This window comes from Bradyrhizobium guangdongense, from assembly GCF_004114975.1.
Taxonomy (GTDB): Bacteria; Pseudomonadota; Alphaproteobacteria; order Rhizobiales; family Xanthobacteraceae; genus Bradyrhizobium; species Bradyrhizobium guangdongense.
The window spans coordinates 1,564,074-1,589,844 of sequence record NZ_CP030051.1; the positions used below are offsets into that span (position 1 = coordinate 1,564,074).

The following is a 25,771-nucleotide window of genomic DNA, read 5'->3' on the forward strand; positions in this document are numbered from 1 at the left end:
TCGTAGGCCTCCGGCCCCCGGCATGGCGTCGGGCAAGTCAGCAGCGGTTGGCGTACGTTGCAGCATCAACGCGCCACGCTTGAGGTGCGTAACCCGTCTTCGGCAAGGTGATGCGACGCGGAAGGCAGGCTCGTGGGGCGCATGGCCGAATTCCGGAATTCCGGTTGATGTCCGTAAGGACTATGTCCAGCCAGTTAAGGTTGCATGAATCGATGCAGGAACCGTTTGGCTGGCGTGTCCCTCGCGAGGAATTCCGACGTCCGTTGACGCGCGCGGAGCATCACGCATTTGCTTCTTGTCATCTCTCCTGAATAGTTGTTCAGTCCTTGGGGCGATTTGCAACGATATCAGTGACGAAGCGTTCGGCCGCAGGGCGTGCGGGCGGCGTGTGGGACAGGAAGCGCGCCATGGTCTATCGGCGGACGCATCAAGTGGTGAAGCGCCTTGCGGCTCGGCGCAGCGCCATCCTGGCGGCGGCACGGGAAGCCGCAGCCGAAGGCGGCATGGCAGCGGTGCAGATCGCGCCGGTTGCGGTCAGGGCCAATGTGGCGGCCGGCACCGTCTATCGCTACTTCCCCTCCAAGGCCGAATTGATCTCCGAACTGATTGCCGAGGTCTCCCGCGACGAGCTCGCGGCGATCAGGCGGGCGGCCGATGCCGCGCCGGGGCCGTCCTCGGCACTGGCGGCGGCCGTGACGACGGTGGCGGTCCACACCCTGTCGCAGCGGCGCCTCGCCTGGGGCATCCTGGCCGAGCCCGTCGATGTCGACGTCAGCGCTTCGCGCCTCGCCAGCCGCCGCGAGATCGCCGGCGAGCTCGCCTCGCGGATCGACGCTGCGGTGCGCGCCGGCCATCTGCCGGCGCAGGACACGGCGCTCGCTGCCACCGCCCTGCTAGGCGCGCTGCATGAGGCGCTGGTCGGCCCGCTCGCACCCGACAATCTCGAAGATCCCGTGAAGATGCGCGACGCTGTCCAGACCGTGACGCTGCTGGCGCTCCGCGCCGTCGGCGTCATGGACGCCCGCGCCCGCGGCCTCGTGGTGCAGCAGACGCTGCTGCCGACGACCAAGGCGCTGGTCGGGGCTTGAAGTGCCGCTGCTGATGGGAGCGGTGGCCTGACCGCGCTCAGGTCTCTGCCTGAGCACATCTTTTCGAAAACGCCGCGCAAAGCAGCCGGTTCGGCCGGCTACTGTGCATGGGGTTGTTTTCGCGTTTTGTGTCGGGGACGGGTCCGCCGCCTCACATATTCGCGTCGCCCTCGGGGCCGACCGAGGCGATGCGCACCATGTTGGTGGTGCCGGGGATGCCGAGCGGCACGCCGGCGACGATGATGACGCGCTGGCCGGCGCGGACAAAGCCGTCGCGGAACGCGATCTGGCCGGCGCGGTTCACCATGTCGTCCTGGTCGCGCGCATCCTCCGCCACCACGCAATGCACGCCCCAGACCGCCGCGAGCCGGCGTCCGGCGGTGATGTTCGGCGTGATCGCCACGATCGGCGGCTTCGGCCGCTCCCGCGCGACGCGCGTCGCGGTCGAGCCGGATGAGGTCCAGCAGATCAAAGCGGGCAGGTCGAGCGTCTCGGCGATCTGCCGCGCGGCGTCGGCGATGGCGTCGCCCGCGGTCGATTCCGGCGCGGGGCGCTGCGCCGTGATCACCGACCGGTAAGTCGGGTCGCGCTCGACCTCCTCGCCGATGCGGTTCATGGTCGAGACCGCTTCGACCGGGAATTTGCCGGCCGCCGATTCCGCCGACAGCATGATGGCGTCGGCGCCTTCATAGACGGCAGTGGCGACGTCGGAGACTTCGGCGCGGGTCGGCACCGGAGACTGGATCATCGACTCCAGCATTTGCGTCGCGACCACGACCGGCTTGCCGGCGCGGCGCGCCATGCGCGTCATTTGCTTTTGAAGGCTCGGCACGCGTTCCAGCGGCAGCTCGACGCCGAGGTCGCCGCGCGCCACCATCAGCGCATCCGAGGCATCGATGATGTCGGCGAGGCGGTCGATCGCCTGCGGCTTCTCGATCTTGGCCATCACGGCGGCGCGCCCGCGGATCATCTTCTTGGCTTCGAGCACGTCGTCGGCGCGCTGCACGAAGGACAGCGCGATCCAGTCGACGCCGGTGACGAGCGTTGCCTCGAGGTCGGCGCGGTCCTTCGGCGTCATCGCCGAGACCGGCAGGTCGGTATCCGGCAGGCTGACGCCCTTGCGGTCGCTCATCTTGCCGCCGACCACGACACGCGTCACCGCGTGCTCCTTCGAGGTCTCCTCCGCGATCAGCCGCACCTTGCCGTCGTCGAGCAGCAGCGCGTGACCGGGCCGCAGCGCAGCCAGGATCTCCGGATGCGGAAGATTGACGCGATTGGCATCGCCCGGCGTCTTGTCGGAATCGAGCGTGAAGGTCTGGCCGTTCTGGAGCTGGACCGAGCCTTCGGCGAAGGCACCCAGCCTGAGCTTCGGGCCCTGGAGATCGACCAGGATGCCGATCGGCCGGCCGTAGCTCGATTCGACATTGCGGATGGTCGCCACCAGCTCCCGCATCTTGTCATGCGGGGTGTGGCTCATATTGATGCGGAACACGTCGGCGCCAGCCTCGAACAGGCGGCGGATCATCGCGAGGTCTGAAGAGGCAGGACCCAGGGTCGCGAGAATCTTGATACGGCGAAGACGCCTCATGGCTTATTTCCAGGCGGGGGCGAGGGCGGGGCAGCGGCCGGTGGCAGGCCGGGCGAGCCCGGGGGCGTAGCACCGGGCGGGCTATTGGGCAAACCCGGAACGCCGCCACCAGGGCCCACAGGGCCGGGCATGCCGGGGACGCGCGGCTGCGAGGGCTGCTCGTTGGCATCGGTGAGTTGCACCGTCCATGCCCGCTGCTCGCCGGTGTCGACCTCGAAATAGCCGGTCCGGTCGTAGCCGCGCGCCAGGCAGTCCTCGGTGCCGCGGATGGTGAATTCCTTGTCGCGCGAGCACATATAGGCCTGCCCCGACCATTCGCCGCCGCGGTCATAGTCGATTGCGTAGATGTAATAGTAGCGGGCGACCAGCGTTCCCCTGAGCAGGGTCTCGCAGGAGCGGGACGAGATGTTCCACCAGCCCTCGGTGGTCCAGCCGTCGGCGTCCTTGTAGCCGAGCGCGATGCCGACCCGGCTGGATGTGTTGTTGCAAAGCCGGAAGTCGGCCGAAGCCGGACTTGCCCAGAAGCACATGAGAGCAACCGCCAGCACCGGGACCAACCGGGCGAGCAGTCGAAGGGGGAAGGGGGAAGATTCGGCGATCATTGTCGCGGAACGTATACCAGATGATTGACGATTTGGCGTAGGGCCGGGGGAAATGCCCCCTGTGCCGTCTCAGCGGCCGTTTGCGCCGCGATATGGCAAAATCTGTGACAGAACCCCACCTGATCCCGTAAGGGTGACCACCATCAAGGTCGGAACGCGAGACAGCTGAGAGGTCCAGCCATGGCAATCGACGACAAAACCAGAACGGAGCTCGAGGCAGCCGCTTTCCGGCGCCTGATCGATCATCTGAGGACGCGGACCGACGTCCAGAACATCGATCTGATGAATCTGGCCGGCTTCTGTCGCAATTGCCTGTCCAACTGGCTCAAGGACGCGGCCGATGCCCAAGGCGTGCCCCTGAGCAAGGATGAGAGCCGGGAGGCCGTCTACGGCATGCCCTACGAGACCTGGAAATCGAAGTATCAGGGCACGGCCACGCCCGAGCAGCTTGAGGCGATGAAGAAAGTGCATCCTCACAATCACTGAGGGACTGTCCGAAGCCGGCGCTGAGTCGCACCACACAACAGCTTTCTTTGTACGCCCGCAGGAAGATGTGGGCGCGCTGTGGACGAGCGTGATGCTTGCTTGAACGTGGCCGGCACGAACCCTAACAGTTCTGCCAGCACGCGCGGTGAGGATGCCGGCGTCACCTCGTTTTGCCAGTTCCATTGGGAGTACCAAGATGGCCACCTCCGCCGCCGTCCGCGACGACGAGCCCGCGACGAAATTTGCCAAGGACCAGCTCAAATCCATCATCGAGCGCATCGAGCGGCTGGAGGAAGAGAAGAAGGCGATCTCCGACGACATCCGTGACGTCTATGCCGAGAGCAAGGGCAACGGCTACGACGTCAAGGCGCTGCGCACCATCGTGCGCCTGCGCAAGCAGGATCCCAACGAGCGGGCCGAGGCCGAGACGATTCTCGAGACCTATATGCAGGCGCTGGGGATGCTCTGAGGCGAATGGTCGTCCTCGCTTTGCGCCAGGACGACCAGGCAATCTCCGAAGCAGCGAAATGCCGAAGCGTCAGCGCAACGCGGCGGTGCGCATGACGAACGAGGTCGTCTCGATCTTGGCGGTCGCACTGCCCGAGAAGCTGTCGCAGGACAGGCCCTGCATGGGATCGTCGGTAAAGCCCATGGCGACCACGGTCTGCGGCTTCACGAAATAGCCGCGCAACGCCACCATATCGAGCTCGCCCATCAGCGTGACCGACATCGCGCGGCTGGCGCTCGGCGACAGCATCACGATCTTGAGCCAGATGCTCTCGCCCTTGGCAGCGGACAGCCGGGTTGCAGTTGAGATCATGCCGTCGGTGCTCTTGCCGACGACCGTGTTGATCTCAGCGGCGGGCGCCTGATTGCGCGCGGTGGCCGGGCGCGCCGTGCGCGGAATCGGCGCGGAGGCGGCGACGACTTTGGTGCGATCCGGTGAGGCGGCCGGCGCGAAAGCCAGCGCCTCGAGCGCTGCGTTTGAGACGCTCGCGGTCGGTTGCGGATCGGCGGCCGCGGCAAGCGCCTGGCGCGCCTTCAACGCGGCGACCTGGGCCGGCGTCGCTTGCTGCGGCGCGGACGGAATATCATCCCAGAAGCCGCGGGCATTGATGATGTCGGAGGGGGTCTCGGGCTTGCCGGGCGCCGGCTTGTCGGCCACAGGCGCCGGCTTCGGCTTTGGCGGCGCGGCGAGCTGCGCGTCGGCGGAGGCGAGCTGGAGCGCCGAGGCGATCTGCGGCTTGGCGCGGGGCGTCGGCACCGGATCGGCGGACTTGACGGCGGCGGCAACCATACTGGGCGCAGCGGGCTTGGCGGCCGGGGCGGGTGCGCCCTCGTCATCCTCGTCACTGGCGGCTGCCGAAGCCGACTTGCCCTTGAACAAGGCGGCGAAGAAGCCCGGCTTACTGGCGCCATCGCCATCGCTGCGCCGCTCGATGTCCGCCTTCGCGAGCTCATACCCTTTCAGCGGTACGCCATCGGTCGGGATATGGACCGTGCGTTCGTCGGGGAACACGCGGACGAGTTGGTCATGCGTCATGCGCGGCCAGTGCCGGACGTTGCCGGTGTCGAGATGTACAAACGGCGAACCCGAGGTCGGATAGAAGCCGACGCCGCCGCGCTGGAGGCGCAAGCCCGCGAAGCGGATCTGCTCCAGCGGCACGCCCGGAATGTAGAAATCCATCGCATGGCCGAGCATGTGCTGGCTGAAGCGCGCCACGCCCGTATGGGCAGAGCGGCGACGGAGCATGGCGTTGGTGGCGGGGGAACGATAGGAGGAGATGATCTGGATCGGCTGCTTGCCGTCGACGTCGCGATAGACTTCCCAGAGAATGTCGAACAGGTGACGGTCCATCACCGTCTCGTCCTGGGTCCGCCAGTCGCGCAGGAAGTGATTGAGCTGCTTCAGCGCGGCGTCGTCGTAACGGCCATCGCGCTTGAAGGTGACGGTGAGGTCTTCGCCGGAATGGGTGTGGTGGAACGAGAGCGTCTTGGTCTCGTTCAGCGCGGCGGCGTTATGGACTGAACCTGCGGCAGCCAGCAGCAATGCGGAAGCAAGGCCGATCCGAGATCCGACCTTCACTCCCGCATGGGACAACGACAACGCAGCGAATTGGCGTGCGAAACCAGCCAGCACGTATGAGCCCACCCAGTCGACGAGCGTTCAAAATGGACTCTCCCGCCAACCCCGTTAGCGCGCGAAAGAGGATGAACGCTTTCTTAAAGCGAGAAGGTTAATTCGAGGTTGACCTTCCCGCCCCCAAACCAAGTCAGACTACAATCCTAAACGGTTGACTGTGGCAAAAAAACGCCGAGGTGGCCGGGCTCAGGAGGAGAATGGTTAACGTTAAACGGCCCCGTCCAGAGGAGGGGGCCGTTGATTTCATTGCTAAAGCTGGCCGGACGGGGCTTAGCGGGTGAATACCCGCTGCGTCCGGCGACCGACCGGAGCGGGCGGCGGGGTCGGCGCCCCACCCCCGAACAGCCGCTCGAAGAAGTTCAGACCGGACGAGCCGCCGCCATTGTTGGCGATCGCAACGCCGTTCGGCAGGGTCGTTGCCGGGCGCGAGTAGCTCGGCTGGGAATGCGCGACGACCATTTCGAGGTCCTTGCCGCGGCCGTTCTTCAGGATGTTGATCATGGTCGCGTCGCGGCCATAGACGTCCTTGCGGAACTGCAGCTTGCCGGCGTCGTCCACAAACGCGGTCTGGTAGGTGATGTTGACCGGAATCGGCGTGGGGAATTTCAGGTCGACTTCACCCGAGCCGTACATGGAGCGTACGCGCTCCGGCGTGTAGTGCTCGTTCGGCATGGCGATGTTGAGCAGCACGGAGGCGTACTGATCCGGATATTGCACGCGCATGCAGCCATGGCTGAAGGCGCGCTCGTCCTTGGCGAACAGGTACTTGTCCGGTGTGTCGTGCTGATAGACCAGGAACTTGTTCGGGAAGTTGAAGCGGATGCGGCCGAGCGCATTGGCTTCACCGGGCGGCTGCGAGATGTGCACCGAGCCGTCGCGGTTCTGCTCCAGCTTCAGGCCCATGCGCTGAAGCACGGTCGGATCCTGCTGCAGCGCCGGCAGATATTCGCCATAGACGATTGACGGCGGCACGTTCCAGGTCGGGTTGACCGTGATGTACTTCATCGTCTCGGTCAGCAGCGGGGTCGCGTGCTGGCCCGGCTTGCCGGTGACGACGCGGGTGGTCCAGACCTGCTGGCCGCGCTGCATCACCTTCAGCGTGTAGTCGGGAATGTTGAGGATGACATAGGCATCGCCCAGCGAGGGCACGCCGAGGTCGCGCGGCAACCAGCGCCAGCGCTCCATGTTCACAAGCACGGTGTCGATCTGCTTGTCGCGCTTCGGGCTGTTCAGCGCCTTGACGGTCTTGTCGTCGAGCACGCCGGTCGCTTTCATCTCGGCGCCGTCCTGGAACTTGCGCACGGCTTCGGCGACCGTCGCGTCATAATGATCGTCGCTCGCGTTCTCGCTGATGCCGAGCTTGGCGCGCAACTGCGGCACGCGCGGATCCTGCACGACGATCTCGGCCTGCTTCTTGCCCTTGGCGGGCGTGTATTTCAGCGCCGGGCCGTCGGCAATCTCGATCACCGGGCCGTCGCCCTGGCCGCGCAGCTGCGCGAGCTTGGCCTTCAGCTCCTTGTAGAGCTTCTGCGGCGGGTTGTAGCTGTCGAGCGCTGCGGAAGCGTCGGCTGCCGTGGTCACCTTGGCGAGCACTTCGTTCGGATCGACCGGATGCTCGGGATAGAGGATGTCGGCGCTGACCTGGGACCAGTGCATGCGGCCGCTCTGGGCCTGGCGTGCATAGTCGAGCATGCTGGCAGTGAGCTTCAGCTCGGCATCGGCGAGCGCATCGGGCGTCGTCGCAGCGGCGAAGTCAGGCACGGGATAATCCGCGGGATTGAGACCATCGGAGGCCGCATCCTTCAGCCGTGCGATCACGCCCTTGGCCGTAGCGGTCAGGGCGCCACCCTGCGTCCAGACTGGAGCGAAGTCGCGGGCGCCGTAGAATTTCTCGACGGCGGCGCGCTCGTTCTTGCGCTCGAAATGACGCGAAGTCTTGGCGCCGATGATGTCCTTGAGCTTGTCGGCGACCGGCTGGTCGGCGGCGGGAACGTTGCTCGCGGCTTTCACCGGCTCGGCGGCCGGCGCTGCTGCTGCCGCAGGAGCTGCGGGAGTGGCCGCCGGTGCTGCTGCGGTGTCAGCCTTTGCAGGCTCAGCTTTTGCAGGCTCCGATTTCGCCGGCTCTGTGGTGGCCGGCTCGTTCTTGGCCGGCTCGTTCTTGGGCGCGTCGGCTGCTGGCGTCGCGGCGACGTCGGACGGCTTGGTCTCGACCTTGACTGGGGCTGGAGCAGCTTCGGCCTTGACCGGCTCCGTGGCCGTGTCCTTCGGGGCGTCCTGCAGCGTCGCGGTGGTGTCGAGCTTGATGTCGGAGGCGGTCGGGGGCGGGACGTTGGCAGGCTCGGGGCGCGGGATCGCGGCTTCGATCGCGAGCTCGGCGGCGCTGCTGCGCGCCTGATCCTGTGCCAGCGCCGAGCCGGCGGAGACCGTGAGGAAGGTCGCTGCGACCGTCGCCAAAACACGGTCAAATCCTGCACGGTGGTTCAAACAGTCACGCATTGTGTCGCACCCCTTGGGTGAACTGTCCCTCGCGGAACAGCTTTCGTTATCGCCTAATTGAGCTTGCGGCTAAACCGCGCCGGCCTCTCGGAAGTTGAACGCCTGCACGCAACGATTCATACGCAGACGATATACAGGCCCCGTTTTGGCAGCTAGCGCTAGTCCGGGAAACTCACGACAAACTGACTTCAAGACAGCGCGTTTGCAACGGATTGTGCGCCTTCGCCGCGCGCTTTTCCCGGTGTCTGTCACTTCCAGGTCACGGTCTGAGTCGCAGCCGAATTTTGCCGTAATTCAACGGCTTGCGGGTACATCGTCGCCTCGCGAGAACCTCCGTTCGCATGAGGTTCAGTGCGTCTCTTCACCGCTTTTCCCGCCATGTCCGGGAACCCCGGCTTCGTCGAGTTTGCGATACAGCGTGGACCTGCCGATCTTGAGGCGACGTGCCACCTCGGACATCTGCCCGCGGTAATGCGAGATCGCAAAGCGGATGATCTCGTTCTCCATGTCCTCGAGCGGGCGCACATCGCCGGTCGAGGTCAGCATCGAGAGGGACCCTGCCAGCGGTAGCGGCGCGATCGGTATTTCGTTACCGGATACCACGGAAGGCGCCGCCATCGGCTCGATCATCAAGGGCGCGGTCGGAATTTCCGTTGCGGCATGCGGCTGCGAGGTGAGAAGCGGGAAATCGTCGAGACCGAGCTGATCGCCCTCGCTCATCACCACCGCACGGTAGACGGCGTTTTCGAGCTGGCGGATGTTGCCGGGCCAGTCGAGCTGGGTGAGATGCGCCACGGCCTCGCCAGAGACGCCGGAGATCGTGCGGTTCTCCTCCGCCGCAAAGCACGCCAGGAAGTGCCTGAGCAGATGCGGGATGTCCTCGCGCCGGGCCCTGAGCGAAGGGATCGTCAGCGGCAGCACGTGAAGGCGATAGAACAGATCTTCGCGGAAATGACCCTGCTTGACCCGCTCCAGCAGCTTGCGGTTGGTCGCGGAAATGATGCGGACGTCGACCTTCACAGGCTTGCGGCCGCCGACGGACTCGACTGCGCCCTCCTGGAGCGCGCGGAGCAGCTTGACCTGGGCGGTCAGCGGCAGCTCGCTGACCTCGTCCAGAAACAGGGTGCCGCCATGAGCTTCCAGGAATTTGCCGGTGTGCCGTTCGGTCGCGCCGGTGAAGGCGCCCTTCTCGTGGCCGAACAGGATGGATTCGACGAGATTGTCGGGGATCGCACCGCAATTGACCGCGACGAACGGCTTTGCCTTGCGCTCGCCGCTGCCGTGGATGGCGCGTGCGAACATCTCCTTGCCGACGCCGGACTCGCCTTCGATGAGCACCGGGATCGAGGAGTTCGCCGCTTTCTGCGCCGCGCGCATGACCGGCGCCATGGCTTCCGCACGCGTGATGATGTCGGAGAAGGTCAGCCTGCCCTCGCGGCTGTGACGGATGCGTTGCAGTTCGCCCTTGAGCGCGGAGGCGTTGAGCGCGTTGCGCAAGGAGACCTGGAGCCGCTCCATTCCGACCGGCTTGATCACGAAATCGGCCGCGCCGGCGCGCATCGCCGAGATGACGTTATCGATGCCGCCATGGGCGGTCTGCACGATCACGGGGATGCTGAGGCCGGCTTCGCGGATTTTCGCCAGCACGCCCATGCCGTCGAGGCCGGGCATCACCAGATCGAGGATCACGGCATCGATCGCTGGTGCGTCGGGGGCCGTGAGGGTTGATATCGCGGCGTCGCCGGACTCGACAACGATCGTCTCATAGCCGCATTTCTGCACCATGTTCTCGACCAGCCGGCGGGCTACAGCGTCGTCGTCGGCGATCAAAATACTGGCAGCCATGGTGTTCCCCGCACGCTACTACTATCTGTCTCGAATCGGGTCACTCTGGCCGAAGCCGATTAACGCCCTCTTAAGCCTTGCTGCCCCCGTCCGCCGTCGCGACTGTTGAACACAGGTTTTCCACACGATGAATTCGCGCCCCAGCTCCGCTCTTAAAAAGCCCGCCGTTCGCAAGCCAGCCACCAAGACGTCCGTCGCCAAGAAATCTGCCGTCAAGGCAAAACCCTCCGCAAAGCCTGCGAGCAAGACTGGCAAGCTTCCGGAGTGGAACCTCGCCGATCTCTATTCCGGAATCGATGCGCCGGAAGTGGCGCGCGATCTCGAAAAGATGGATGCCGATTGCGTCGCGTTCGAGACGGATTACAAGGGCAAGCTCGCAACAGGCACAGCAAACGGAGATGGCGGAAAATGGCTCGCCGAGGCCGTGCGACGCTATGAGGCGATCGACGACCTCGCTGGCCGCCTCGGCTCCTACGCCGGCCTCATCCACGCCGGCGACAGCGTGGACCCCAAGATTTCAAAGTTTTACGGCGATGTCTCCGAGCGGTTGACGGCGGCGTCGACGCATCTCTTGTTCTTCGCGCTCGAGCTCAACCGCATCGATGACGATCTTTTGACCCGCGCGATGCAAGCGCCCGAGCTTGCGCATTATCGTCCCTGGATCGAGGACCTCCGCAAGGAAAAGCCGTATCAGCTCGACGACAAGCTCGAGCAGCTGTTCCTGGAGAAGGCGCAGACCGGCTATTCCGCCTTCAACAGGCTGTTCGACCAGACCATCTCGAGCCTGCGTTTCAAGGTCGGCTCCAAGGAATTGGCGATCGAGCCGACGCTGAATCTCCTGCAGGACCGCGATGGCGCCAAGCGCAAGGCTGCGGCGGAAGCGCTGGCAAGGACCTTCAAGGCCAATGAGCGCACCTTTGCGCTGATCACCAACACGCTCGCCAAGGACAAGGACATCTCCGACCGCTGGCGCGGTTTCAAGGATGTCGCCGATTCCCGCCATCTCAACAACCGCGTCGAGCGCGAAGTGGTGGACGCGCTGGTCGCCTCGGTGCGGGCGGCCTATCCAAAACTGTCACATCGCTATTACGCGCTGAAGGCGAAGTGGTTCGGCAAGAAGCGGCTGGCCTATTGGGACCGCAATGCGCCGCTGCCCTTCGCCGCCACTGACGTCATCGGCTGGCCCGATGCGCGCAACATGGTGCTGACGGCCTATCGCGGCTTCTCCCCCAAAATGGCCGACATCGCCGAGCGCTTCTTCACCGACCGCTGGATCGACGCCCCGGTGCGTCCGGGCAAGGCGCCGGGCGCGTTCTCGCATCCGACCACCCCGTCCGCGCACCCCTACGTGCTGATGAACTATCAGGGCAAGCCGCGCGACGTGATGACGCTCGCGCATGAGCTCGGTCACGGCGTCCACCAGGTGCTGGCGGCGAAGAACGGCGCGCTGATGGCACCGACGCCGTTGACGCTCGCCGAGACCGCGAGCGTGTTCGGCGAGATGCTGACCTTCCGGCGGCTGCTGGCGCAGACCAAGAGCGCCAAGCAGCGCCAGGCGCTGCTCGCGGGCAAGGTCGAGGACATGATCAATACCGTGGTGCGGCAGATCGCGTTCTATTCGTTCGAGCGCGCCGTCCACACCGAGCGCAAGAACGGCGAGCTCACCGCGACGCGGCTCGGCGAGCTCTGGCTCTCGGTCCAGGGAGAGAGCTTAGGTCCCGCGATCGAGATCAAGGCAGGGTATGAGAATTATTGGATGTACATCCCGCACTTCATCCACTCACCGTTCTACGTCTATGCCTATGCCTTCGGCGATTGCCTCGTGAACTCGCTCTATGCCGTCTACGAGAACGCGGCCGAAGGGTTCGCCGAGCGTTATCTCGACATGCTCGCGGCCGGCGGTACCAAGCACTATTCCGAGCTGCTGCGCCCGTTCGGGCTCGACGCCAAGGACCCGAAGTTCTGGGACGGCGGCCTCAGCGTCATTGCCGGCATGATCCATGAGCTGGAGGCGATGGGCTGACGGCGAGCGTGCCTTATTTTTGAGCGGCGGCGTAAAACATCTGTTGAACCGACCCTCCGACAGCGTTATACATGTGTACAACACTGTCGGAGCGAGATCATGAAGATCGAAATCAAAAAGATCGGCAATTCCGATGGCCTGCTGTTGCCTCGTGAATTGATGCAGCGGCTCGATCTCAAACGCGGGCAGCAATTGCATATTGTTGAATTGCCTGGCGGCGGCTTCCAGGCACTGCCTTATGACCCGGATTTCGAGCGGACGATGGAGATCGCCGACGAGGTGATGGACAAGTATCGCGACGCGCTCGCCGCGCTTGCGAAATAGGGTTTGCTGCACAGATGAGCGATCCCCAGGAGCCGCTGTGGATCACCTACGAGCAGGCGGTCGCAATCCACAGCCGACAGCTTCGGCGCTTTGGCGGCGCGGCAGGGCTGCGAGACGAAGACATGCTGCGCTCGGCCCTCGAGCGGCCGATCCATGAATGGCGCTATGAACAAGCGACGATGGACGAACTCGCTGGAGCATATGCATTCGGCTTGGCAAAAAACCATGCATTCGTCGACGGAAACAAGCGCCTCTCGTTTATGGCGATGATGGTCTTTCTGCGCAAGAATGCCGTGGCCTTCAGTCCCGATCCCGCGGAAGCGACAACCATCATCCTTTCCCTCGCCGCCGGCGAAGTCAGCGAGCCGAACCTCGTCCGCTGGATCCGCGATAATCTGGATTCCAAATGACCTGATTTGCGGGAAAACCACGCTTCCGTGCCGTTGCCCTGCTCAAATGTTTAAGGTATCCCAGCCGAAGAATTGGACTTTCGACTGGGGACATCCATGGCAGATCATAGCGAAGTTGCGTACAGCACCGCCGATGGCAACGACTACGTTGCGCACGAGCAGACCTACGAAGGCTTCATCAAGCTGGTGAAGTACGGCACCGCGTCGGTCGCCCTGATTGTGATTCTGATGGCGATCTTCCTCACCTAAATCGACTTTGGCGGCTGCCCACGCTTGCGGCGGCGGCTGCCCACAAAATTTGCAAACAAGCCGGCGGCAAAGCCGGTATGCAACGCTGCGGGAGTAACGCTACTTTTTTGTGCGTGCGCTGTCCCGCGCCGCCGGAGGACCTATGAAGATCGCCGTTGCCAAGGAAATCGATCCGTCGGAGCCGCGGGTCGCGGCTTCGCCCGATACGGTGAAGAAGTTTAAGGCGCTCGGGGCCGAGATCGCCGTCGAGCCCGGCGCAGGCATCAAGTCGGGTCTGCCGGATTCCGAATTCACCGCCGTGGGCGCCACCGTCAGCGCCGATGCGCTCAAAGATGCCGACATCATCATCAAGGTGAAGCGTCCCGAGGCCTCCGAGCTCTCGCAGTACAAGCGCGGCGCGCTCGTCATCGCCATCATGGATCCCTACGGCAACGAGGCTGCGCTGAAGGCGATGGCCGATGCCGGCGTCTCCGCCTTCGCGATGGAATTGATGCCGCGCATCACCCGTGCGCAGGTGATGGACGTGCTGTCTTCGCAGGCCAATCTCGCCGGCTACCGCGCCGTGATCGAGGGCGCCGAGGCCTTCGGCCGCGCCTTTCCGATGATGATGACCGCCGCCGGTACGGTTCCGGCCGCAAAAGTATTCGTGATGGGCGTCGGCGTTGCCGGCCTGCAGGCGATCGCGACCGCGCGCCGCCTCGGCGCCGTCGTCACCGCGACCGACGTTCGCCCTGCCACCAAGGAGCAGGTGGAATCGCTCGGTGCGAAATTCCTCGCCGTCGAGGACGAGGAGTTCAAGAACGCCCAGACGGCCGGCGGCTATGCCAAGGAGATGTCGAAAGAGTACCAGGCCAAGCAGGCCGCACTCACCGCCGAGCACATCAAGAAGCAGGACATCGTGATCACCACCGCGCTGATCCCGGGCCGTCCGGCGCCGAAGCTCGTCAGTGCCGAGATGGTCAAGTCGATGAAGCCGGGCTCGGTGCTCGTCGATCTCGCCGTCGAGCGCGGCGGCAATGTCGAGGGTGCCAAAGCCGGCGAAGTCGTCGATCTCGATGGCATCAAGATCGTCGGCTACACCAATGTCGCGGGCCGCGTCGCGGCGTCGGCCTCCAGCCTGTACGCACGCAATCTGTTCTCCTTCATCGAGACCATGGTCGACAAGAAAGAGAAGAAGCTCGCCGTCAACTGGGACGACGAACTCGTCAAGGCCACCGCGCTGACCAGGGACGGCGCGGTCATCCATCCGAACTTCCAGCCGAAGGCGTAAGGAGAGCACGTCATGGAGCATGCTGCACAGGTCGTCGACCCCTTCATCTTCCGGCTGTCGATTTTCGTCCTCGCCGTCTTCGTCGGCTATTTCGTGGTGTGGTCGGTGACCCCGGCGCTGCACACGCCGCTGATGAGCGTCACCAATGCGATCTCCTCGGTGATCGTGGTCGGCGCGCTGCTTGCCGGCGGCGTCGCCAACGTCTCGAGCGGTTCGGGATGGGCGCGCGCCTTCGGTTTCGTCGCGCTGATTTTTGCCTGCATCAACATCTTCGGCGGCTTCCTTGTCACCCAGCGCATGCTGGCGATGTACAAGAAGAAGTCGAAGTGAGCGGCCACCTCGGGCTGATGGGATCAATGGGGACCTGAGATGAGCGCTAATCTCTCTGCATTCTTGTATCTCGTGGCGGGGGTGCTGTTCATCCTGTCGCTGCGCGGACTCTCGAGCCCGGCGTCGTCGCGCCAGGGCAATCTGCTCGGCATGATCGGCATGGCGATTGCCGTCGCCACCACGCTGGCCAACCATCCGCCTGCGGACGGTCTCGCCTGGGTGCTGGTGATTGTCGGCATCGCCATTGGCGCTGCGATCGGTGCGGTCATCGCCCGCCGCGTGCCGATGACCTCGATGCCGGAACTCGTCGCCGCCTTCCACTCGCTGGTCGGCATGGCCGCGGTGCTCGTTGCGGCGGGCGCATTCTACGCGCCCGAAGCCTTCGACATTGGCACTCCAGGCAACATCCACACCCAGAGCCTGGTCGAAATGTCGCTCGGCGTCGCCATCGGCGCGCTGACCTTCACCGGCTCGGTGATCGCGTTCCTGAAACTCTCCGCACGCATGAGCGGTGCTCCGATCATCTTGCCGGCTCGCCACGTGATCAACGTCGTGCTCGCGGTGGCGCTGGTCGCCTGTATCGTCGGCCTCGTCATCACCGGCAGCCCGGTGTTCTTCTGGCTCAACGTCATCCTGGCGCTGGCCCTCGGCGTGCTCATGATCATCCCGATCGGCGGCGCCGACATGCCGGTCGTGATCTCGATGCTGAACTCCTATTCGGGGTGGGCTGCGGCCGGCATCGGCTTCACGCTCGGCAACTCGGCGCTGATCATCACCGGCGCGCTGGTCGGCTCGTCGGGCGCGATCCTGTCCTACATCATGTGCCACGCGATGAACCGGTCCTTCATCTCGGTCATCCTCGGCGGCTTCGGCGGCGAGACCGCGGCGGCCGGCGGCGGAGCAGGTGGCGAGCAGAAGCCCGCCAAGCTCGGCTCGGCGGACGATGCCGCCTTCATCATGAAGAACGCCTCCAAGGTCATCATCGTGCCCGGCTACGGTATGGCGGTGGCGCAGGCCCAGCACGCGTTGCGCGAGATGGCCGACATGCTGAAGAAGGAAGGCGTCGAGGTGAAGTACGCCATTCACCCGGTCGCGGGCCGCATGCCCGGCCACATGAACGTGCTGCTCGCCGAAGCCAACGTGCCCTATGACGAGGTGTTCGAGCTCGAGGACATCAATTCCGAGTTCGCCCAGGCCGACATCGCCTTCGTGATCGGCGCCAACGACGTCACCAACCCGGCCGCCGAAGAGGACAAGACCTCGCCGATTTACGGCATGCCCGTCCTCCAGGTCTGGAAGGCCGGCACGGTGATGTTCATCAAGCGGTCGCTGGCGTCGGGTTACGCGGGCATCGACAACCCGCTGTTCTACCGCGACAACACCATGATGCTGCTCGGCGACGCCAAGAAGGTCACCGAGAACATCGTCAAGGCGATGTAGCGCGAGCCGCGCGCCGCTTGCACGTCGCCGCTGAGGCGGCGTGCGCCTGCCGCGGAGGCCCGCGATGACAATCCTCAAATGGATCGCCATCATCCTCGCAGCCGGCTATTGCGCCGGGCTCGTCCTGCTGTTCGCAAAGCAGCGCAGCCTGCTGTTTCCGATCCCGACCACCGAGCGCACCGCGCCTGCCGCCGCAGGATTTCCGCAGGCCGAAGAGCAGGTCCTGACCACCTCCGATGGCGAGAGGGTCATCGTCTGGCATGTGCCGCCCAAGCCCGGCCATGCCGTGGTGCTGTACTTCCACGGCAACGGGGATTTTCTCGCGGGACTTGCCGGGCGTTTCAAGGCGATCACTGCCGACGGCACCGGCCTCGTGGCGCTGTCCTATCGCGGTTACGCGGGCTCCAGTGGCGCGCCGAGCGAAGACGGCCTGCTGCGTGACGGGGCGGCCGCGTATTCATTCGCGGCGGCGCGCTATGACCCCCAGCGCATCGTCGTGTGGGGATTTTCGCTCGGGACCGGCGTTGCCGTTGCCGTCGCGTCGGAGCATCCGATCGGCAAGCTGATCCTCGAGGCGCCCTACACGTCGATTGCGGACGTCGCGGCCGCGCATTTCCGCTTCGTTCCGGTCCGCTTCCTGATCCGCGATCCGCTCCACTCGGACCGGCGCATCGCGCGTGTCGCAGTGCCGCTCCTGATCGTGCATGGCGCGCAGGATCAGACCATCCCGATCGCATCAGGCGAGAAGCTGTTCGCGCTGGCGCACGAGCCGAAGCAGTTCGTTCGCATTCCTGCGGGCGGGCATGACGATCTCGGCAATTTCGGCATGGTCGAGATCGCGCGAGGTTTCATCAACGGACCCTGAGGGCTGACGGGCGCGATCTTCTCGCGCATAATCGGTCCGTCGAATGAGGGAATCGCCTGCATGAGTGCGCACGGACCGATGCCGCGGTCGTCCTGGATCTTTCCTGCCCTGGCGGTGCTGCTGTTCCTGATCGTCGCGGTGAGCGGCTACAGCTTCACCCTGTCGGCCGGCGGGGGCCTGTTCGCCATCGTCCTGCTGGTGATCCTGTTCGGCACCGTGTTCGCGGCCGTGCATCATTCCGAGGTGATCGCGGAGCGGATCGGCGAGCCTTTCGGCACGCTGCTGCTCACGCTCGCGGTGACCATCATCGAGGTCGCGCTGATCACCACGATCATGCTGGGCGACAAGCCCGCGCCGACGCTTGCGCGCGACACGGTCTTCGCGGTGGTGATGATCGTCTGCAACGGCCTCGTCGGCCTCTGCGTCTTCATCGGCGGACTCCGCTACCGCGAGCAGGGTTTTCAGGTCTCGGGCGCCAACGTCTATCTCAGCGTGCTGATTGCGCTCGCGACGCTGACGCTGATCATGCCCAACTACACGCTGTCGACGCCGGGGCCGGTCTATTCGACGCTCCAGCTCGGCTTTGTCGACCTCGTGACCATCGTGCTCTATGGCGTGTTCCTCTACACCCAGATGGTCCTGCACAAGGACTATTTCGTTCATGAGCGGGCGGAGGGCGAGAGCGGCGGAATCCATCTGTCGGGCATGATGCTCGCGCTGAGCATCGCGCTGCTCCTGATCTCGCTCCTGGCCGTCGTCCTCCTCGCCAAGAAGTTCTCGCTGGTGGTGGACGCCGTCGCCGACAGGATCGGCGCCCCTCCGGCGTTCGCTGGCCTCCTGGTCGCGCTCCTGATCCTGATGCCGGAGGGCGTTTCCGCGATCACGGCGGCCCGCAAGAACGACCTCCAGAAGAGCATCAACCTGGCGCTGGGGTCCTCGCTGGCCACCATCGGCCTGACCATCCCGGCGGTCGGGCTCGCCACCTATGTGATCGACCAGCCGCTGGTGCTGGGCCTCAATCCCCAGAACACGGCGCTTCTGATCCTGACATTCTTGCTGAGCATGCTGACCTTCGGCACGGGCAGGACGAACGTGCTGTTCGGACTGGTTCATATGGTGGTATTTGCCGTCTACACGTTCATGGTGTTCGTGCCCTGAACCGCTTCCCCGAACGAGGTTCCAGATGCTTGCCGCCAGGTCCGAAGTCCAGGTCGATAACGAAGAGGTCCGGGTGACCGAATGGCGGCTCGCCCCCGGCAGCGCGACCGGACATCACATCACACCCACGGGATGGACTACGTGATCGTTCCCGTCGTGGCCGGCGAAATGACCATCGTGGCGCCGGGCGGCGAGCGTTCCAAGGCGCAGCTTGCGGCCGGAAAATCCTACTTCCGCAAGGCCGGTGTCCAACACGACGTACTTAACGAAACCTCAACCGAGATCGTGTTCCTTGAGATTGAGCTGAAGCCGTAAGGCACGCGTAGACTTTGCCATCGATCCGTCGCAGTTGATCCCTTACAATGCCCCAAAGTTCCCGCATCAGATCGCGCGGGGAGTGGCCGAGAAATGCTGAAATACCTCGCTAAAATCTCGATGGATATTTTCCCCTCGGTGCTCGCGACGATCATCGGGGCCTACATCGTTAATCACTACATTAACGCCAAGCCGGCGGCAGATACGCCAGCCGCGGTGGTGACCCCTGCCGATGCCGCCAAGAACGGCAAGCCCGCCGACGTCGCCAACCTCCCGGGCCCCGGCGTCAAGGCCAAGGGCGTCTCCGAGAAGAGCATTTCCGAGAAGAACGCGTCCGACAAGCCCGCGGCTGAGAAGCCTGCCGAGACCAAAGCTGCCGACGTGACGCCCGGCGAGACCGCTTCGCACGGCCGTACCCCGGCCCACGAGAAGTCGGTTGCCAAGTCTACCCCGGCGGCGCCTGCTGCCGCGCCGGTGGTTGAGGCCAATTCGGCGCCGGCGGCCGCATCTCCGGCCGCGACCCCTGACGCCAACGATCTCGCGCGGGCTGCCATCGAGCGCCTGCGGAAGTCGCCGGAGGGCAAGGCCGCTGAAAAGGCGGCCGAGGCCAGACCTTCCGAAATCAGGCCGGCCGAGGCCAAGGCCGCCGAGCGGACGCCGGAGCCTGCGGTGCAGGAAGCGTCCCGGACGCCTGAGGCCCCTCGCGTCGTGACTGCGCTGCCGTCGACGGTGCGTCCGTTGCCGCCGCCGATCAACGTGTCCACGCCAGCGCCCGAGGCCTATGGCAATGGTGGCCCGTCGCAGGCGAATCCGCCTTACACGGCATCGGTCGGCAACGACGATCCGAATCGGTTGACGCCGCCGGCCGATATTCCGGTGCCGATGATCGCTCCGCCGCTCGACCTCCGCGCCGATGCCGGCGCGACCGCGCCACGCCCCAAGACCAATGTTGCCGACGAGATGCTGTCGGGCATGAAGTCGATGTTCCATGCGGTTCTGCCGAAGGGCGCCACCCCCGATTAAGGGGGTGGATGCGCTCTCCCGGCGCGCTTTCGCCCGGGGGATGCCGGTCGTGTCACGACAACGCGTCAGGTTCAACCTTAAGGAATTCGTCAGCCGCCGACGCGGGCAAGGCCGCTGCGGGCGGCGTCATCGCGTGGGCGCAATGCGAGGGCCTTGCCGTAGGAGGCCGCCGCCTTGGTCTTGTCGCCCAGCCGTTCATAGGCCTGTCCCCGTGTCGTCCAGACCTGAGCGTTGTGCGGATCGGCTTCGGAAGCCTCGTCGAGATCGGCCGCGGCCTCTTTGACCTTGCCAATGGCGAGATAGCTGACGGCACGGCCGAGCAGCGGTTCAGCCTTCTGCGGATTGAGGCCGCTGGCGGCACCGAAATCGGCGATCGCGAAGTCGTGCTGGTTGTTGCCCTGGTAGAGCAGGGCGCGGCCGTAGAGCGCCTGGGCATTATAGGGATCGAGCGCGACGGCGCGATTGAACTCGTCCAGCGCGGCCTGGGTCTCGCCTGACTTCGCCAGGCCTTGCGCTTTTGCCGTGTGGGCCTGGGCCTCGGTGACGTTGGCGGCGCTGACTGCGCTATCCGGCGCAGCCGCCGCCTTGGGCGCCTCTTGCGGCTTTTCCTTCTCCGGCATCAGCGAGCCCAGATCGAAGGAGCAGCCGCACAACGCGATCCCCATCACGGCCAGCGCGAGCGGCTGACGCCAGATCCGGCGCCACCGCACCAAGCCGGGCTCGGGGAAAGGGGAGGTCATCTACGGTTCGCTCGTGCCGCATCTGTAGTGCCCCGTCCCAGAAAGGCACCGCTCACAAAATAATAACGCGGGCCAGGAGCCCGCGTTATCGAAAAACTCAGTCCTGCACTGTCGGCAAGATCAGCGCGGTCCGCGCGGACCAGCACCCGGGCCGCCGCGGCCGCCACGCTCGCCACCGGGGCCAGCGCCGAACACCGGCTTCGGCTTCATCGGCAGCAGGCCTTCGCGCTGCAGCTTCTTGCGGGCCAGCTTGCGCGCGCGGCGCACGGCTTCGGCCTTTTCGCGGGCCTTCTTCTCGGAGGGCTTCTCGTAGTGACCGCGGAGCTTCATCTCGCGGAAAATGCCCTCGCGCTGCATCTTCTTCTTCAGCGCCTTGAGGGCTTGGTCGACATTGTTATCGCGAACGAGAACCTGCACGCGGCATCCTCTTCAGTGGATCGGATTTGAATTCTGGTAAGTCAAAGGGGATGGCAAAACGCGCAAGCCCTTAACCTGAGGGCGCGGATGTATCAGACAAAAGCTGGGATGTCCACCTGCCAAGCGGGGTTTCGGGCCAAGTTCAGCCACTAAATGCGGCGAAAATGCCCCCTTGCGGCCCTGATTTGGGAGAATCGGCGCTAAGAAGGGCCGCAGCGGACCTTGTCCGGAATCTTGCAATCAGGGGAGACGCCTCATGGACATGAAGAAATACGCGGCCGAAGCCATCGGCACGTTCTGGCTCACATTCGCAGGCTGCGGCAGCGCGGTGATTGCGGCCGGCTTTCCGCAGGTCGGGATCGGCCTGGTCGGCGTGTCCCTGGCCTTCGGCTTGAGCGTTGTTACCATGGCCTATGCGATCGGCCATATCTCCGGCTGCCATCTCAATCCGGCCGTCACGGTCGGCCTCGCCGCCGGTGGACGGTTTCCGGCCGGCCAGATCCTGCCTTATGTGATCGCGCAGGTTTGCGGGGCGATCGTCGCTGCCGAACTGCTCTATGTGATTGCCAGCGGCGCCCCCGGTTTCGACATCACCAAGGGCTTTGCCTCCAACGGCTATGACGCGCATTCGCCCGGCCAGTACAGCATGATCGTCTGCTTCGTCACCGAAGTGGTGATGACGATGATGTTCCTGTTCGTCATCATGGGCGCGACCCATGGCCGCGCGCCCGCAGGCTTCGCGCCGCTCGCGATCGGACTTGCTCTGGTGATGATCCATCTCGTCAGCATCCCCGTCACCAACACGTCGGTGAATCCGGCGCGCAGCACCGGCCCTGCGCTGTTCGTCGGCGGCTGGGCGCTGTCGCAGCTCTGGCTGTTCTGGGTCGCGCCTTTGATCGGCGGCGCATTGGGCGGGGTGATTTATCGCTGGCTCAGCGAGGAGCCCGCTGGCGTCGTCGTGGGCGCGAAGATGGCTTAGCGGAGAAGGGGGATCGGAGCTCTTGCTGCGGTCCCCTTACTTGCCCTTCGAGGGGCGGACTTCGGTGACGTGGCCCATCTTGCGGCCGGGACGCGGAGCGCCCTTGCCGTAGATGTGCACGGTCGCGCCCGGCACGCTCAGCCACTTCTCGTAATCGTTGATCTCGTCGCCGATCAGATTGGTCATGGTGACGACCTCGCCGTGGCGCACAGGCTTGCCGAGCGGCCAGCCTGCGATGGCCCGGATGTGCTGCTCGAACTGGGAGACGGACGCGCCGTCGAGCGTCCAGTGGCCGGAATTGTGCACGCGCGGGGCGATCTCGTTGACCAGCACCTTCGATCCGCCGCCATTGGCGAGCACGAACATCTCCACGCCGAGCACGCCGACATAGTCGAGCGCGGTCGCGATCTTGCCCGCGATGCTGCGCGCCTCTTCAGCCAGCGCATCGGGGATCGGCGCCGGCGCACGCGATATCTTCAGAATGTGGTCGCGATGCTCGTTCTCGGTCACGTCGAAACACTCGACTTGGCCTGATGCCGAGCGTGCGGCGATCACGGAGATCTCGCGCTCGAACGGCACGAACGCCTCCAGGATCGCCGATTTGGTGCCGAGGCTGGTCCAGACTTTCGCGATGTCGTCGCCCTCGCGAATGATGGCCTGGCCCTTGCCGTCATAACCGAAGCGGCGGGTCTTCAGCACCGCGGGAAGGCCGATTCTGGCGATCGCCTCGCGCAGCGAGGAAACGGAAGTGACGTCGGCATAGCCTGCAGTACCGATGCTGAGCCGCGTCACGAAATCCTTTTCGGCGAGGCGGTCCTGGGTGGTCTCGAGGATCTTGCGGTTGGGCAGCACCGGGCGGCGCGCGTCCAGCACCATGGCGGCTGCGGCCGGCACGTTCTCGAATTCGTAGGTGATGACGTCGACGTCGTGAGCGAACAGCTCGAGCGCCTCGACGTCGGCATATTCGGCGCAGGTCGCGTTCAGCACGACGTCGAACGCCGGCGAGTCCGGATCGGGTGAGAATACCTGGCAGCGCAGGCCGAGCCGTGCTGCGGCCATGGCCAGCATCCGACCGAGTTGTCCGCCGCCGAGGATCCCGATGGTGTCGCCGGGCTTCAGCTTCACCTGCTTTGCGTCAGTCACGCCTTGTCCTCCGGGCGCTCGGCAACCGCCTCGGTCTGGGCCTTGCGCCAGGCGGCGAGACGGTCCGACAGATCAGGATCGGACAGCGCCAGCACCGATGCCGCGAGCAGCGCCGCGTTGATGGCGCCGGCCTTACCGATCGCGAGGGTGCCGACCGGAATGCCGGCGGGCATCTGAACGATCGAATAGAGCGAATCGATCCCCTTCAGCGTCCTGGACTCGACCGGTACGCCGAACACCGGCAGTTCCGTCAGCGCCGCGGCCATGCCGGGCAGATGCGCAGCCCCTCCGGCGCCGGCGATGATGACCTTGAAGCCGGCAGCCTTGGCGCCCTTGGCGAAGGTAAACAGGCGCTCCGGGGTGCGGTGTGCCGAAACGACGCGGGAGTCGGAGGCGACGCCGAGCGCTGCAAGCGTATCGGCAGCGTGCCGCATCGTCTCCCAGTCCGACTGGCTTCCCATGATGATGGCGATCGGCGCGGTCATGACGTCAATTGTGCTCGGAAAACAGAAGGATAGGCCAGATTAACGGTTCCGGCCGGCGGCTCGCAAGGCGGTGGCAAGGAGAAGGGAATGCACTATCCTGTCTTGGTGAATCCCCGCAAGCCTTCATTGAGCAGGAAGCCCATGAAGAAACCAAAAAGGGCGACCGCCGCGAAGGCCAAAAAGGGCCGGAAAACCAGCGGGAGCCGCACGAAAACTGCACCTAAGCGGGTTGCGGCGTCGCGCCGCGCGGCCGCCGCCAATGACGCGGGCAAGGATGGCAGCAAGGCCGTCATCCGCAGCCTGCGGACCAAGCTGGCGAAGGCGCTGCGTCGCGTTGCCGAGCTCGAGGCTGCGGCCGACACTGATTTCCTGCTGGATATACCCAACCGGCGGGGCTTCGAGCGCGAGCTCCAGCGCGCCATCGCCTATATGAAGCGCTACCGCGCCAGCGGCGCGCTGATCGTGCTCGATGTCGACCGGCTGAAGCCGATCAATGATTCCTTCGGTCATGCCGCGGGGGACGAGGTGCTGAAGGCGATCGCCACGACGCTGACGCGGCAGATCCGCGCCTCCGACGTGGTCGGTCGTCTCGGTGGCGATGAGTTTGCCTTGCTGTTGTGGAATCTCAGCGAGACCGATGCCAAGGCGAAGGCCGCCATCTTCGAGCAGGCGATCGACGATTTGTCATTCACCTTTCGCGGCCAGCACGTCACGGCGGGCGCCTCAGCCGGCATCTCGCTGCTTGGTGTGCACTCAGAGGCCGTCCGTGCGCTCGAGGAGGCCGATGCAGCCATGTATGTGCGCAAGGCCCATCGACGGCACGAGCCGCGGATCAGGCTCGTGAGCAGCTGACCCCCTAGAGGGTGGCGAGATCTTCCGGCACGTTGCCGAATTTGCGCAGTAGCGTGGCATCGCCGAATTCGCCCGTCATGGGATCGCCGCTGCGGCTGAATGCGACCGCGCCGATATGACCGGTGCCGCGCGCCAGCGCCTCGGCGCGCCGCAACGCGGCTGTCGAGCTCTGGCATTCCTCGGCGGCGCCCGCGACAGGCGATCCGTCGGCATCAATCAGGAAGGGCATTGCAACGTAATAGGTCACATCAGACATGGCGTTGCTCCTTTGAAGCTCAGGCGGCGCTGCTGTTGCTCCGCACTTTGCTGCGCGACGTCTCGGGGATGCAGCCGGCCGAAATCGCCGCCTGCAATTCCTCCAGCTCGGCTTCCAGATATTCGTTGGCCATGATCAGCGCCTTGATGGTGCTGCGCAGATTGCCGTCGCACATCGCGATCGCCTGATCGCAGGCCTGTTCATAATGGCTGTTGTCGAGAAGGGCGGGGACTGACATCGGCAGCGTCCTTGCGGGTTGTCTTTGGGCGTTTCCTGGGGGCCGGGGGCAGTATTTATGTTCCTCTTTTGTTCTTTTTGAGTCAAGCGATTCACGCGCGGCAATTCGCCGGCGAAGCCAACGAGAGCAGGTGCTCGCGGGTCAGGCGATGATGTCGGGCGTGATCTGGTCTTCGATGAAGGCGATGCGGTCGCGCAACAACAGCTTGCGTTTCTTCAGCCGCTGTAACCGCAACAGATCGGGGGCAGGCGATTGATGCAGTGCATCGATCGCCGCGTCGAGATCTCGGTGTTCCTGCTGCAACCGGGTGAGCTCAGCTTCGAGCTCACGCTCGTTTTCATGGGTCATGTCTGCGGTGGCCGAAAACCGATAGCTTGAGATCAAGGCTGTGGATGCCCTGTGGAAATTATCGTCCTTGCGCGGCGTGATCGCAAGCGATCTGCCTCTCCTCACACCGCCATCCCGCAAGATATTTCAATGATTCGGAGCCGCGTTGCGCAAGCGCATTGATATCATGGATCTTTCGGCGCGTGGTTCCTTACTCACGCTTCATTACATATGAATTTTCAAAAATGACGGTGCGACGACGGATACCCATCGACAGAACGAATCGGTGATGTACACTTCCTCGTCCGGATCGAATCCAAGGTTCACACCTACCGAGGAGGTTTCGAATGACAATTCAGGCACATCTGGTTGAATTGGAACGGAAGCATAAAACTCTCGAAAACGAATTGCACGAAGCTCTCGTGCACCTTTCAACAGACGACCTGCAAATTGTTGAGTTGAAGCGCCGCAAGTTGCTGGTCAAGGACCAGATAGAGCGACTGAAGCAGTCCGGCGACACGCTTCACTAGTAACCCCCGTAACAGCGTCAAGTTCGATCGTAGCCCTTCAGACAGGGATGAGACGCTTGCGCTCATCCCTGCTGTAAGGTGCGCGCCGCGCGATGATCGTTGCGCGGCATGAGCTTTTGTTTGGACGCGTTTCCTAACGCGAACCGGTC

28 protein-coding genes and 1 pseudogene are annotated in these 25,771 nt (G+C 64.5%); 17 read left to right on the forward strand and 12 right to left on the reverse strand.

The window, feature by feature from the left end:
* The first annotated feature begins 407 nt into the window (after nt 1-407).
* Nucleotides 408-1,088, forward strand: coding sequence for a TetR/AcrR family transcriptional regulator (locus X265_RS07485; protein WP_128969170.1), 681 nt, complete (start codon nt 408-410; stop codon nt 1,086-1,088).
* Nucleotides 1,089-1,239: 151 nt separating this feature from the next.
* Here the strand turns inward: X265_RS07485 and pyk are convergent, their stop codons facing one another.
* The gene (gene pyk / locus X265_RS07490; RefSeq protein ID WP_128964229.1) at nt 1,240-2,676 is read right to left on the reverse strand and encodes a pyruvate kinase; all 1,437 of its coding nucleotides are present in this window, start codon (nt 2,674-2,676) and stop codon (nt 1,240-1,242) included.
* Nucleotides 2,673-3,278, reverse strand: coding sequence for a DUF1036 domain-containing protein (locus X265_RS07495; protein WP_128964230.1), 606 nt, complete (start codon nt 3,276-3,278; stop codon nt 2,673-2,675). The genes pyk and X265_RS07495 overlap by 4 nt, the downstream gene beginning before the upstream one ends.
* Before the next feature lie 180 nt (nt 3,279-3,458).
* Between X265_RS07495 and X265_RS07500 the strand changes: the two genes are divergently transcribed.
* Together X265_RS07500 and X265_RS07505 are read left to right on the forward strand one after the other, a co-directional pair.
* A complete protein-coding gene (locus X265_RS07500) occupies nt 3,459-3,764 on the forward strand; it encodes a DUF1244 domain-containing protein (RefSeq protein ID WP_128964231.1) in 306 nt (101 codons plus the stop codon).
* Nucleotides 3,765-3,960: 196 nt separating this feature from the next.
* The gene (locus X265_RS07505) at nt 3,961-4,233 is read left to right on the forward strand and encodes a DUF2312 domain-containing protein (RefSeq protein ID WP_018641571.1); all 273 of its coding nucleotides are present in this window, start codon (nt 3,961-3,963) and stop codon (nt 4,231-4,233) included.
* Nucleotides 4,234-4,302: 69 nt separating this feature from the next.
* Here X265_RS07505 and X265_RS07510 read toward each other — a convergent pair whose 3' ends face one another.
* From X265_RS07510 to X265_RS07520, 3 genes are all read right to left on the reverse strand, one after another.
* On the reverse strand, nt 4,303-5,916 hold the full coding sequence (locus tag X265_RS07510) for a peptidoglycan L,D-endopeptidase MepK (RefSeq protein ID WP_128964232.1): 1,614 nt from the start codon (nt 5,914-5,916) through the stop codon (nt 4,303-4,305).
* A gap of 261 nt (nt 5,917-6,177) precedes the next feature.
* Nucleotides 6,178-8,403 carry a L,D-transpeptidase family protein gene (locus tag X265_RS07515; RefSeq protein ID WP_128964233.1) on the reverse strand — a complete coding sequence of 742 codons (2,226 nt, stop codon included), beginning with the start codon at nt 8,401-8,403 and terminating at the stop codon, nt 6,178-6,180.
* A gap of 348 nt (nt 8,404-8,751) precedes the next feature.
* The gene (locus X265_RS07520; RefSeq protein ID WP_128964234.1) at nt 8,752-10,248 is read right to left on the reverse strand and encodes a sigma-54-dependent transcriptional regulator; all 1,497 of its coding nucleotides are present in this window, start codon (nt 10,246-10,248) and stop codon (nt 8,752-8,754) included.
* A gap of 127 nt (nt 10,249-10,375) precedes the next feature.
* Between X265_RS07520 and X265_RS07525 the strand changes: the two genes are divergently transcribed.
* From X265_RS07525 to X265_RS07575, 11 genes and pseudogenes are all read left to right on the forward strand, one after another.
* Nucleotides 10,376-12,271, forward strand: a complete 1,896-nt coding sequence (locus X265_RS07525) for a M3 family oligoendopeptidase (protein ID WP_128964235.1) — start codon at nt 10,376-10,378, stop codon at nt 12,269-12,271.
* A 99-nt stretch (nt 12,272-12,370) separates the two neighbouring features.
* The gene (locus tag X265_RS07530; protein WP_128964236.1) at nt 12,371-12,595 is read left to right on the forward strand and encodes an AbrB/MazE/SpoVT family DNA-binding domain-containing protein; all 225 of its coding nucleotides are present in this window, start codon (nt 12,371-12,373) and stop codon (nt 12,593-12,595) included.
* A gap of 14 nt (nt 12,596-12,609) precedes the next feature.
* The gene (locus tag X265_RS07535) at nt 12,610-13,005 is read left to right on the forward strand and encodes a type II toxin-antitoxin system death-on-curing family toxin (RefSeq protein ID WP_128964237.1); all 396 of its coding nucleotides are present in this window, start codon (nt 12,610-12,612) and stop codon (nt 13,003-13,005) included.
* Nucleotides 13,006-13,101: 96 nt separating this feature from the next.
* Nucleotides 13,102-13,254: an aa3-type cytochrome c oxidase subunit IV gene (locus X265_RS07540; RefSeq protein WP_018317799.1), complete on the forward strand. Its 153-nt coding sequence runs from the start codon at nt 13,102-13,104 to the stop codon at nt 13,252-13,254.
* A 142-nt stretch (nt 13,255-13,396) separates the two neighbouring features.
* Nucleotides 13,397-14,524, forward strand: coding sequence for a Re/Si-specific NAD(P)(+) transhydrogenase subunit alpha (locus X265_RS07545; RefSeq protein WP_128964238.1), 1,128 nt, complete (start codon nt 13,397-13,399; stop codon nt 14,522-14,524).
* A 12-nt stretch (nt 14,525-14,536) separates the two neighbouring features.
* Nucleotides 14,537-14,854, forward strand: a complete 318-nt coding sequence (locus X265_RS07550) for a proton-translocating transhydrogenase family protein (RefSeq protein ID WP_014492434.1) — start codon at nt 14,537-14,539, stop codon at nt 14,852-14,854.
* A gap of 39 nt (nt 14,855-14,893) precedes the next feature.
* Nucleotides 14,894-16,294, forward strand: coding sequence for an NAD(P)(+) transhydrogenase (Re/Si-specific) subunit beta (locus X265_RS07555; protein WP_128964239.1), 1,401 nt, complete (start codon nt 14,894-14,896; stop codon nt 16,292-16,294).
* A 64-nt stretch (nt 16,295-16,358) separates the two neighbouring features.
* Nucleotides 16,359-17,159: an alpha/beta hydrolase gene (locus X265_RS07560; protein WP_128964240.1), complete on the forward strand. Its 801-nt coding sequence runs from the start codon at nt 16,359-16,361 to the stop codon at nt 17,157-17,159.
* A gap of 60 nt (nt 17,160-17,219) precedes the next feature.
* On the forward strand, nt 17,220-18,317 hold the full coding sequence (locus X265_RS07565) for a calcium:cation antiporter (protein ID WP_128964241.1): 1,098 nt from the start codon (nt 17,220-17,222) through the stop codon (nt 18,315-18,317).
* A 25-nt stretch (nt 18,318-18,342) separates the two neighbouring features.
* Nucleotides 18,343-18,632: pseudogene (locus tag X265_RS07570) on the forward strand (cupin domain-containing protein).
* A gap of 93 nt (nt 18,633-18,725) precedes the next feature.
* Nucleotides 18,726-19,655, forward strand: coding sequence for a hypothetical protein (locus tag X265_RS07575; RefSeq protein ID WP_128964242.1), 930 nt, complete (start codon nt 18,726-18,728; stop codon nt 19,653-19,655).
* A gap of 89 nt (nt 19,656-19,744) precedes the next feature.
* Here the strand turns inward: X265_RS07575 and X265_RS07580 are convergent, their stop codons facing one another.
* Nucleotides 19,745-20,395 carry a tetratricopeptide repeat protein gene (locus X265_RS07580; protein WP_128964243.1) on the reverse strand — a complete coding sequence of 217 codons (651 nt, stop codon included), beginning with the start codon at nt 20,393-20,395 and terminating at the stop codon, nt 19,745-19,747.
* Between the two features lie 120 nt (nt 20,396-20,515).
* Nucleotides 20,516-20,812: a 30S ribosomal protein S21 gene (gene rpsU, locus X265_RS07585; RefSeq protein ID WP_027545547.1), complete on the reverse strand. Its 297-nt coding sequence runs from the start codon at nt 20,810-20,812 to the stop codon at nt 20,516-20,518.
* A gap of 256 nt (nt 20,813-21,068) precedes the next feature.
* Between rpsU and aqpZ the strand changes: the two genes are divergently transcribed.
* Nucleotides 21,069-21,791 (forward strand): aquaporin Z, encoded by a 723-nt coding sequence (gene aqpZ / locus X265_RS07590; protein WP_128964244.1) that lies wholly within the window; start codon nt 21,069-21,071, stop codon nt 21,789-21,791.
* A 36-nt stretch (nt 21,792-21,827) separates the two neighbouring features.
* On the opposite strand, the gene X265_RS07595 is transcribed toward aqpZ, so the two are convergent.
* Together X265_RS07595 and purE are read right to left on the reverse strand one after the other, a co-directional pair.
* A complete protein-coding gene (locus tag X265_RS07595; RefSeq protein ID WP_128964245.1) occupies nt 21,828-22,934 on the reverse strand; it encodes a 5-(carboxyamino)imidazole ribonucleotide synthase in 1,107 nt (368 codons plus the stop codon).
* The gene (gene purE / locus X265_RS07600) at nt 22,931-23,419 is read right to left on the reverse strand and encodes a 5-(carboxyamino)imidazole ribonucleotide mutase (protein ID WP_128964246.1); all 489 of its coding nucleotides are present in this window, start codon (nt 23,417-23,419) and stop codon (nt 22,931-22,933) included. The genes X265_RS07595 and purE overlap by 4 nt, the downstream gene beginning before the upstream one ends.
* Before the next feature lie 141 nt (nt 23,420-23,560).
* Between purE and X265_RS07605 the strand changes: the two genes are divergently transcribed.
* The gene (locus tag X265_RS07605) at nt 23,561-24,271 is read left to right on the forward strand and encodes a GGDEF domain-containing protein (protein ID WP_164938460.1); all 711 of its coding nucleotides are present in this window, start codon (nt 23,561-23,563) and stop codon (nt 24,269-24,271) included.
* Between the two features lie 4 nt (nt 24,272-24,275).
* On the opposite strand, the gene X265_RS07610 is transcribed toward X265_RS07605, so the two are convergent.
* The 3 genes from X265_RS07610 to X265_RS07620 form a co-directional block, all read right to left on the reverse strand.
* Nucleotides 24,276-24,527, reverse strand: coding sequence for a hypothetical protein (locus X265_RS07610; protein WP_008131177.1), 252 nt, complete (start codon nt 24,525-24,527; stop codon nt 24,276-24,278).
* Between the two features lie 19 nt (nt 24,528-24,546).
* On the reverse strand, nt 24,547-24,765 hold the full coding sequence (locus X265_RS07615) for a hypothetical protein (protein ID WP_128964248.1): 219 nt from the start codon (nt 24,763-24,765) through the stop codon (nt 24,547-24,549).
* Nucleotides 24,766-24,906: 141 nt separating this feature from the next.
* Nucleotides 24,907-25,113, reverse strand: a complete 207-nt coding sequence (locus X265_RS07620) for a YdcH family protein (protein ID WP_128969171.1) — start codon at nt 25,111-25,113, stop codon at nt 24,907-24,909.
* 326 nt (nt 25,114-25,439) lie between these two features.
* On the opposite strand from X265_RS07620, the gene X265_RS07625 reads away from it, so the two are divergent.
* The gene (locus X265_RS07625; RefSeq protein ID WP_092302764.1) at nt 25,440-25,622 is read left to right on the forward strand and encodes a YdcH family protein; all 183 of its coding nucleotides are present in this window, start codon (nt 25,440-25,442) and stop codon (nt 25,620-25,622) included.
* The last annotated feature ends 149 nt before the right edge of the window (nt 25,623-25,771 follow it).

Coding starts and splice junctions, on each gene's coding strand:
- X265_RS07485 (WP_128969170.1), top strand. CDS start 408: ATGGTCTATCGGCGGACGCATCAAGTGGTGAAGCGCCTTGCGGCTCGG.
- pyk (WP_128964229.1), bottom strand. CDS start 2,676: ATGAGGCGTCTTCGCCGTATCAAGATTCTCGCGACCCTGGGTCCTGCC.
- X265_RS07495 (WP_128964230.1), bottom strand. CDS start 3,278: ATGATCGCCGAATCTTCCCCCTTCCCCCTTCGACTGCTCGCCCGGTTG.
- X265_RS07500 (WP_128964231.1), top strand. CDS start 3,459: ATGGCAATCGACGACAAAACCAGAACGGAGCTCGAGGCAGCCGCTTTC.
- X265_RS07505 (WP_018641571.1), top strand. CDS start 3,961: ATGGCCACCTCCGCCGCCGTCCGCGACGACGAGCCCGCGACGAAATTT.
- X265_RS07515 (WP_128964233.1), bottom strand. CDS start 8,403: ATGCGTGACTGTTTGAACCACCGTGCAGGATTTGACCGTGTTTTGGCG.
- X265_RS07520 (WP_128964234.1), bottom strand. CDS start 10,248: ATGGCTGCCAGTATTTTGATCGCCGACGACGACGCTGTAGCCCGCCGG.
- X265_RS07525 (WP_128964235.1), top strand. CDS start 10,376: ATGAATTCGCGCCCCAGCTCCGCTCTTAAAAAGCCCGCCGTTCGCAAG.
- X265_RS07530 (WP_128964236.1), top strand. CDS start 12,371: ATGAAGATCGAAATCAAAAAGATCGGCAATTCCGATGGCCTGCTGTTG.
- X265_RS07535 (WP_128964237.1), top strand. CDS start 12,610: ATGAGCGATCCCCAGGAGCCGCTGTGGATCACCTACGAGCAGGCGGTC.
- X265_RS07540 (WP_018317799.1), top strand. CDS start 13,102: ATGGCAGATCATAGCGAAGTTGCGTACAGCACCGCCGATGGCAACGAC.
- X265_RS07545 (WP_128964238.1), top strand. CDS start 13,397: ATGAAGATCGCCGTTGCCAAGGAAATCGATCCGTCGGAGCCGCGGGTC.
- X265_RS07550 (WP_014492434.1), top strand. CDS start 14,537: ATGGAGCATGCTGCACAGGTCGTCGACCCCTTCATCTTCCGGCTGTCG.
- X265_RS07555 (WP_128964239.1), top strand. CDS start 14,894: ATGAGCGCTAATCTCTCTGCATTCTTGTATCTCGTGGCGGGGGTGCTG.
- X265_RS07560 (WP_128964240.1), top strand. CDS start 16,359: ATGACAATCCTCAAATGGATCGCCATCATCCTCGCAGCCGGCTATTGC.
- X265_RS07565 (WP_128964241.1), top strand. CDS start 17,220: ATGAGTGCGCACGGACCGATGCCGCGGTCGTCCTGGATCTTTCCTGCC.
- X265_RS07575 (WP_128964242.1), top strand. CDS start 18,726: ATGCTGAAATACCTCGCTAAAATCTCGATGGATATTTTCCCCTCGGTG.
- X265_RS07580 (WP_128964243.1), bottom strand. CDS start 20,395: ATGACCTCCCCTTTCCCCGAGCCCGGCTTGGTGCGGTGGCGCCGGATC.
- aqpZ (WP_128964244.1), top strand. CDS start 21,069: ATGGACATGAAGAAATACGCGGCCGAAGCCATCGGCACGTTCTGGCTC.
- purE (WP_128964246.1), bottom strand. CDS start 23,419: ATGACCGCGCCGATCGCCATCATCATGGGAAGCCAGTCGGACTGGGAG.
- X265_RS07605 (WP_164938460.1), top strand. CDS start 23,561: ATGAAGAAACCAAAAAGGGCGACCGCCGCGAAGGCCAAAAAGGGCCGG.
- X265_RS07610 (WP_008131177.1), bottom strand. CDS start 24,527: ATGTCTGATGTGACCTATTACGTTGCAATGCCCTTCCTGATTGATGCC.
- X265_RS07615 (WP_128964248.1), bottom strand. CDS start 24,765: ATGTCAGTCCCCGCCCTTCTCGACAACAGCCATTATGAACAGGCCTGC.
- X265_RS07620 (WP_128969171.1), bottom strand. CDS start 25,113: ATGACCCATGAAAACGAGCGTGAGCTCGAAGCTGAGCTCACCCGGTTG.
- X265_RS07625 (WP_092302764.1), top strand. CDS start 25,440: ATGACAATTCAGGCACATCTGGTTGAATTGGAACGGAAGCATAAAACT.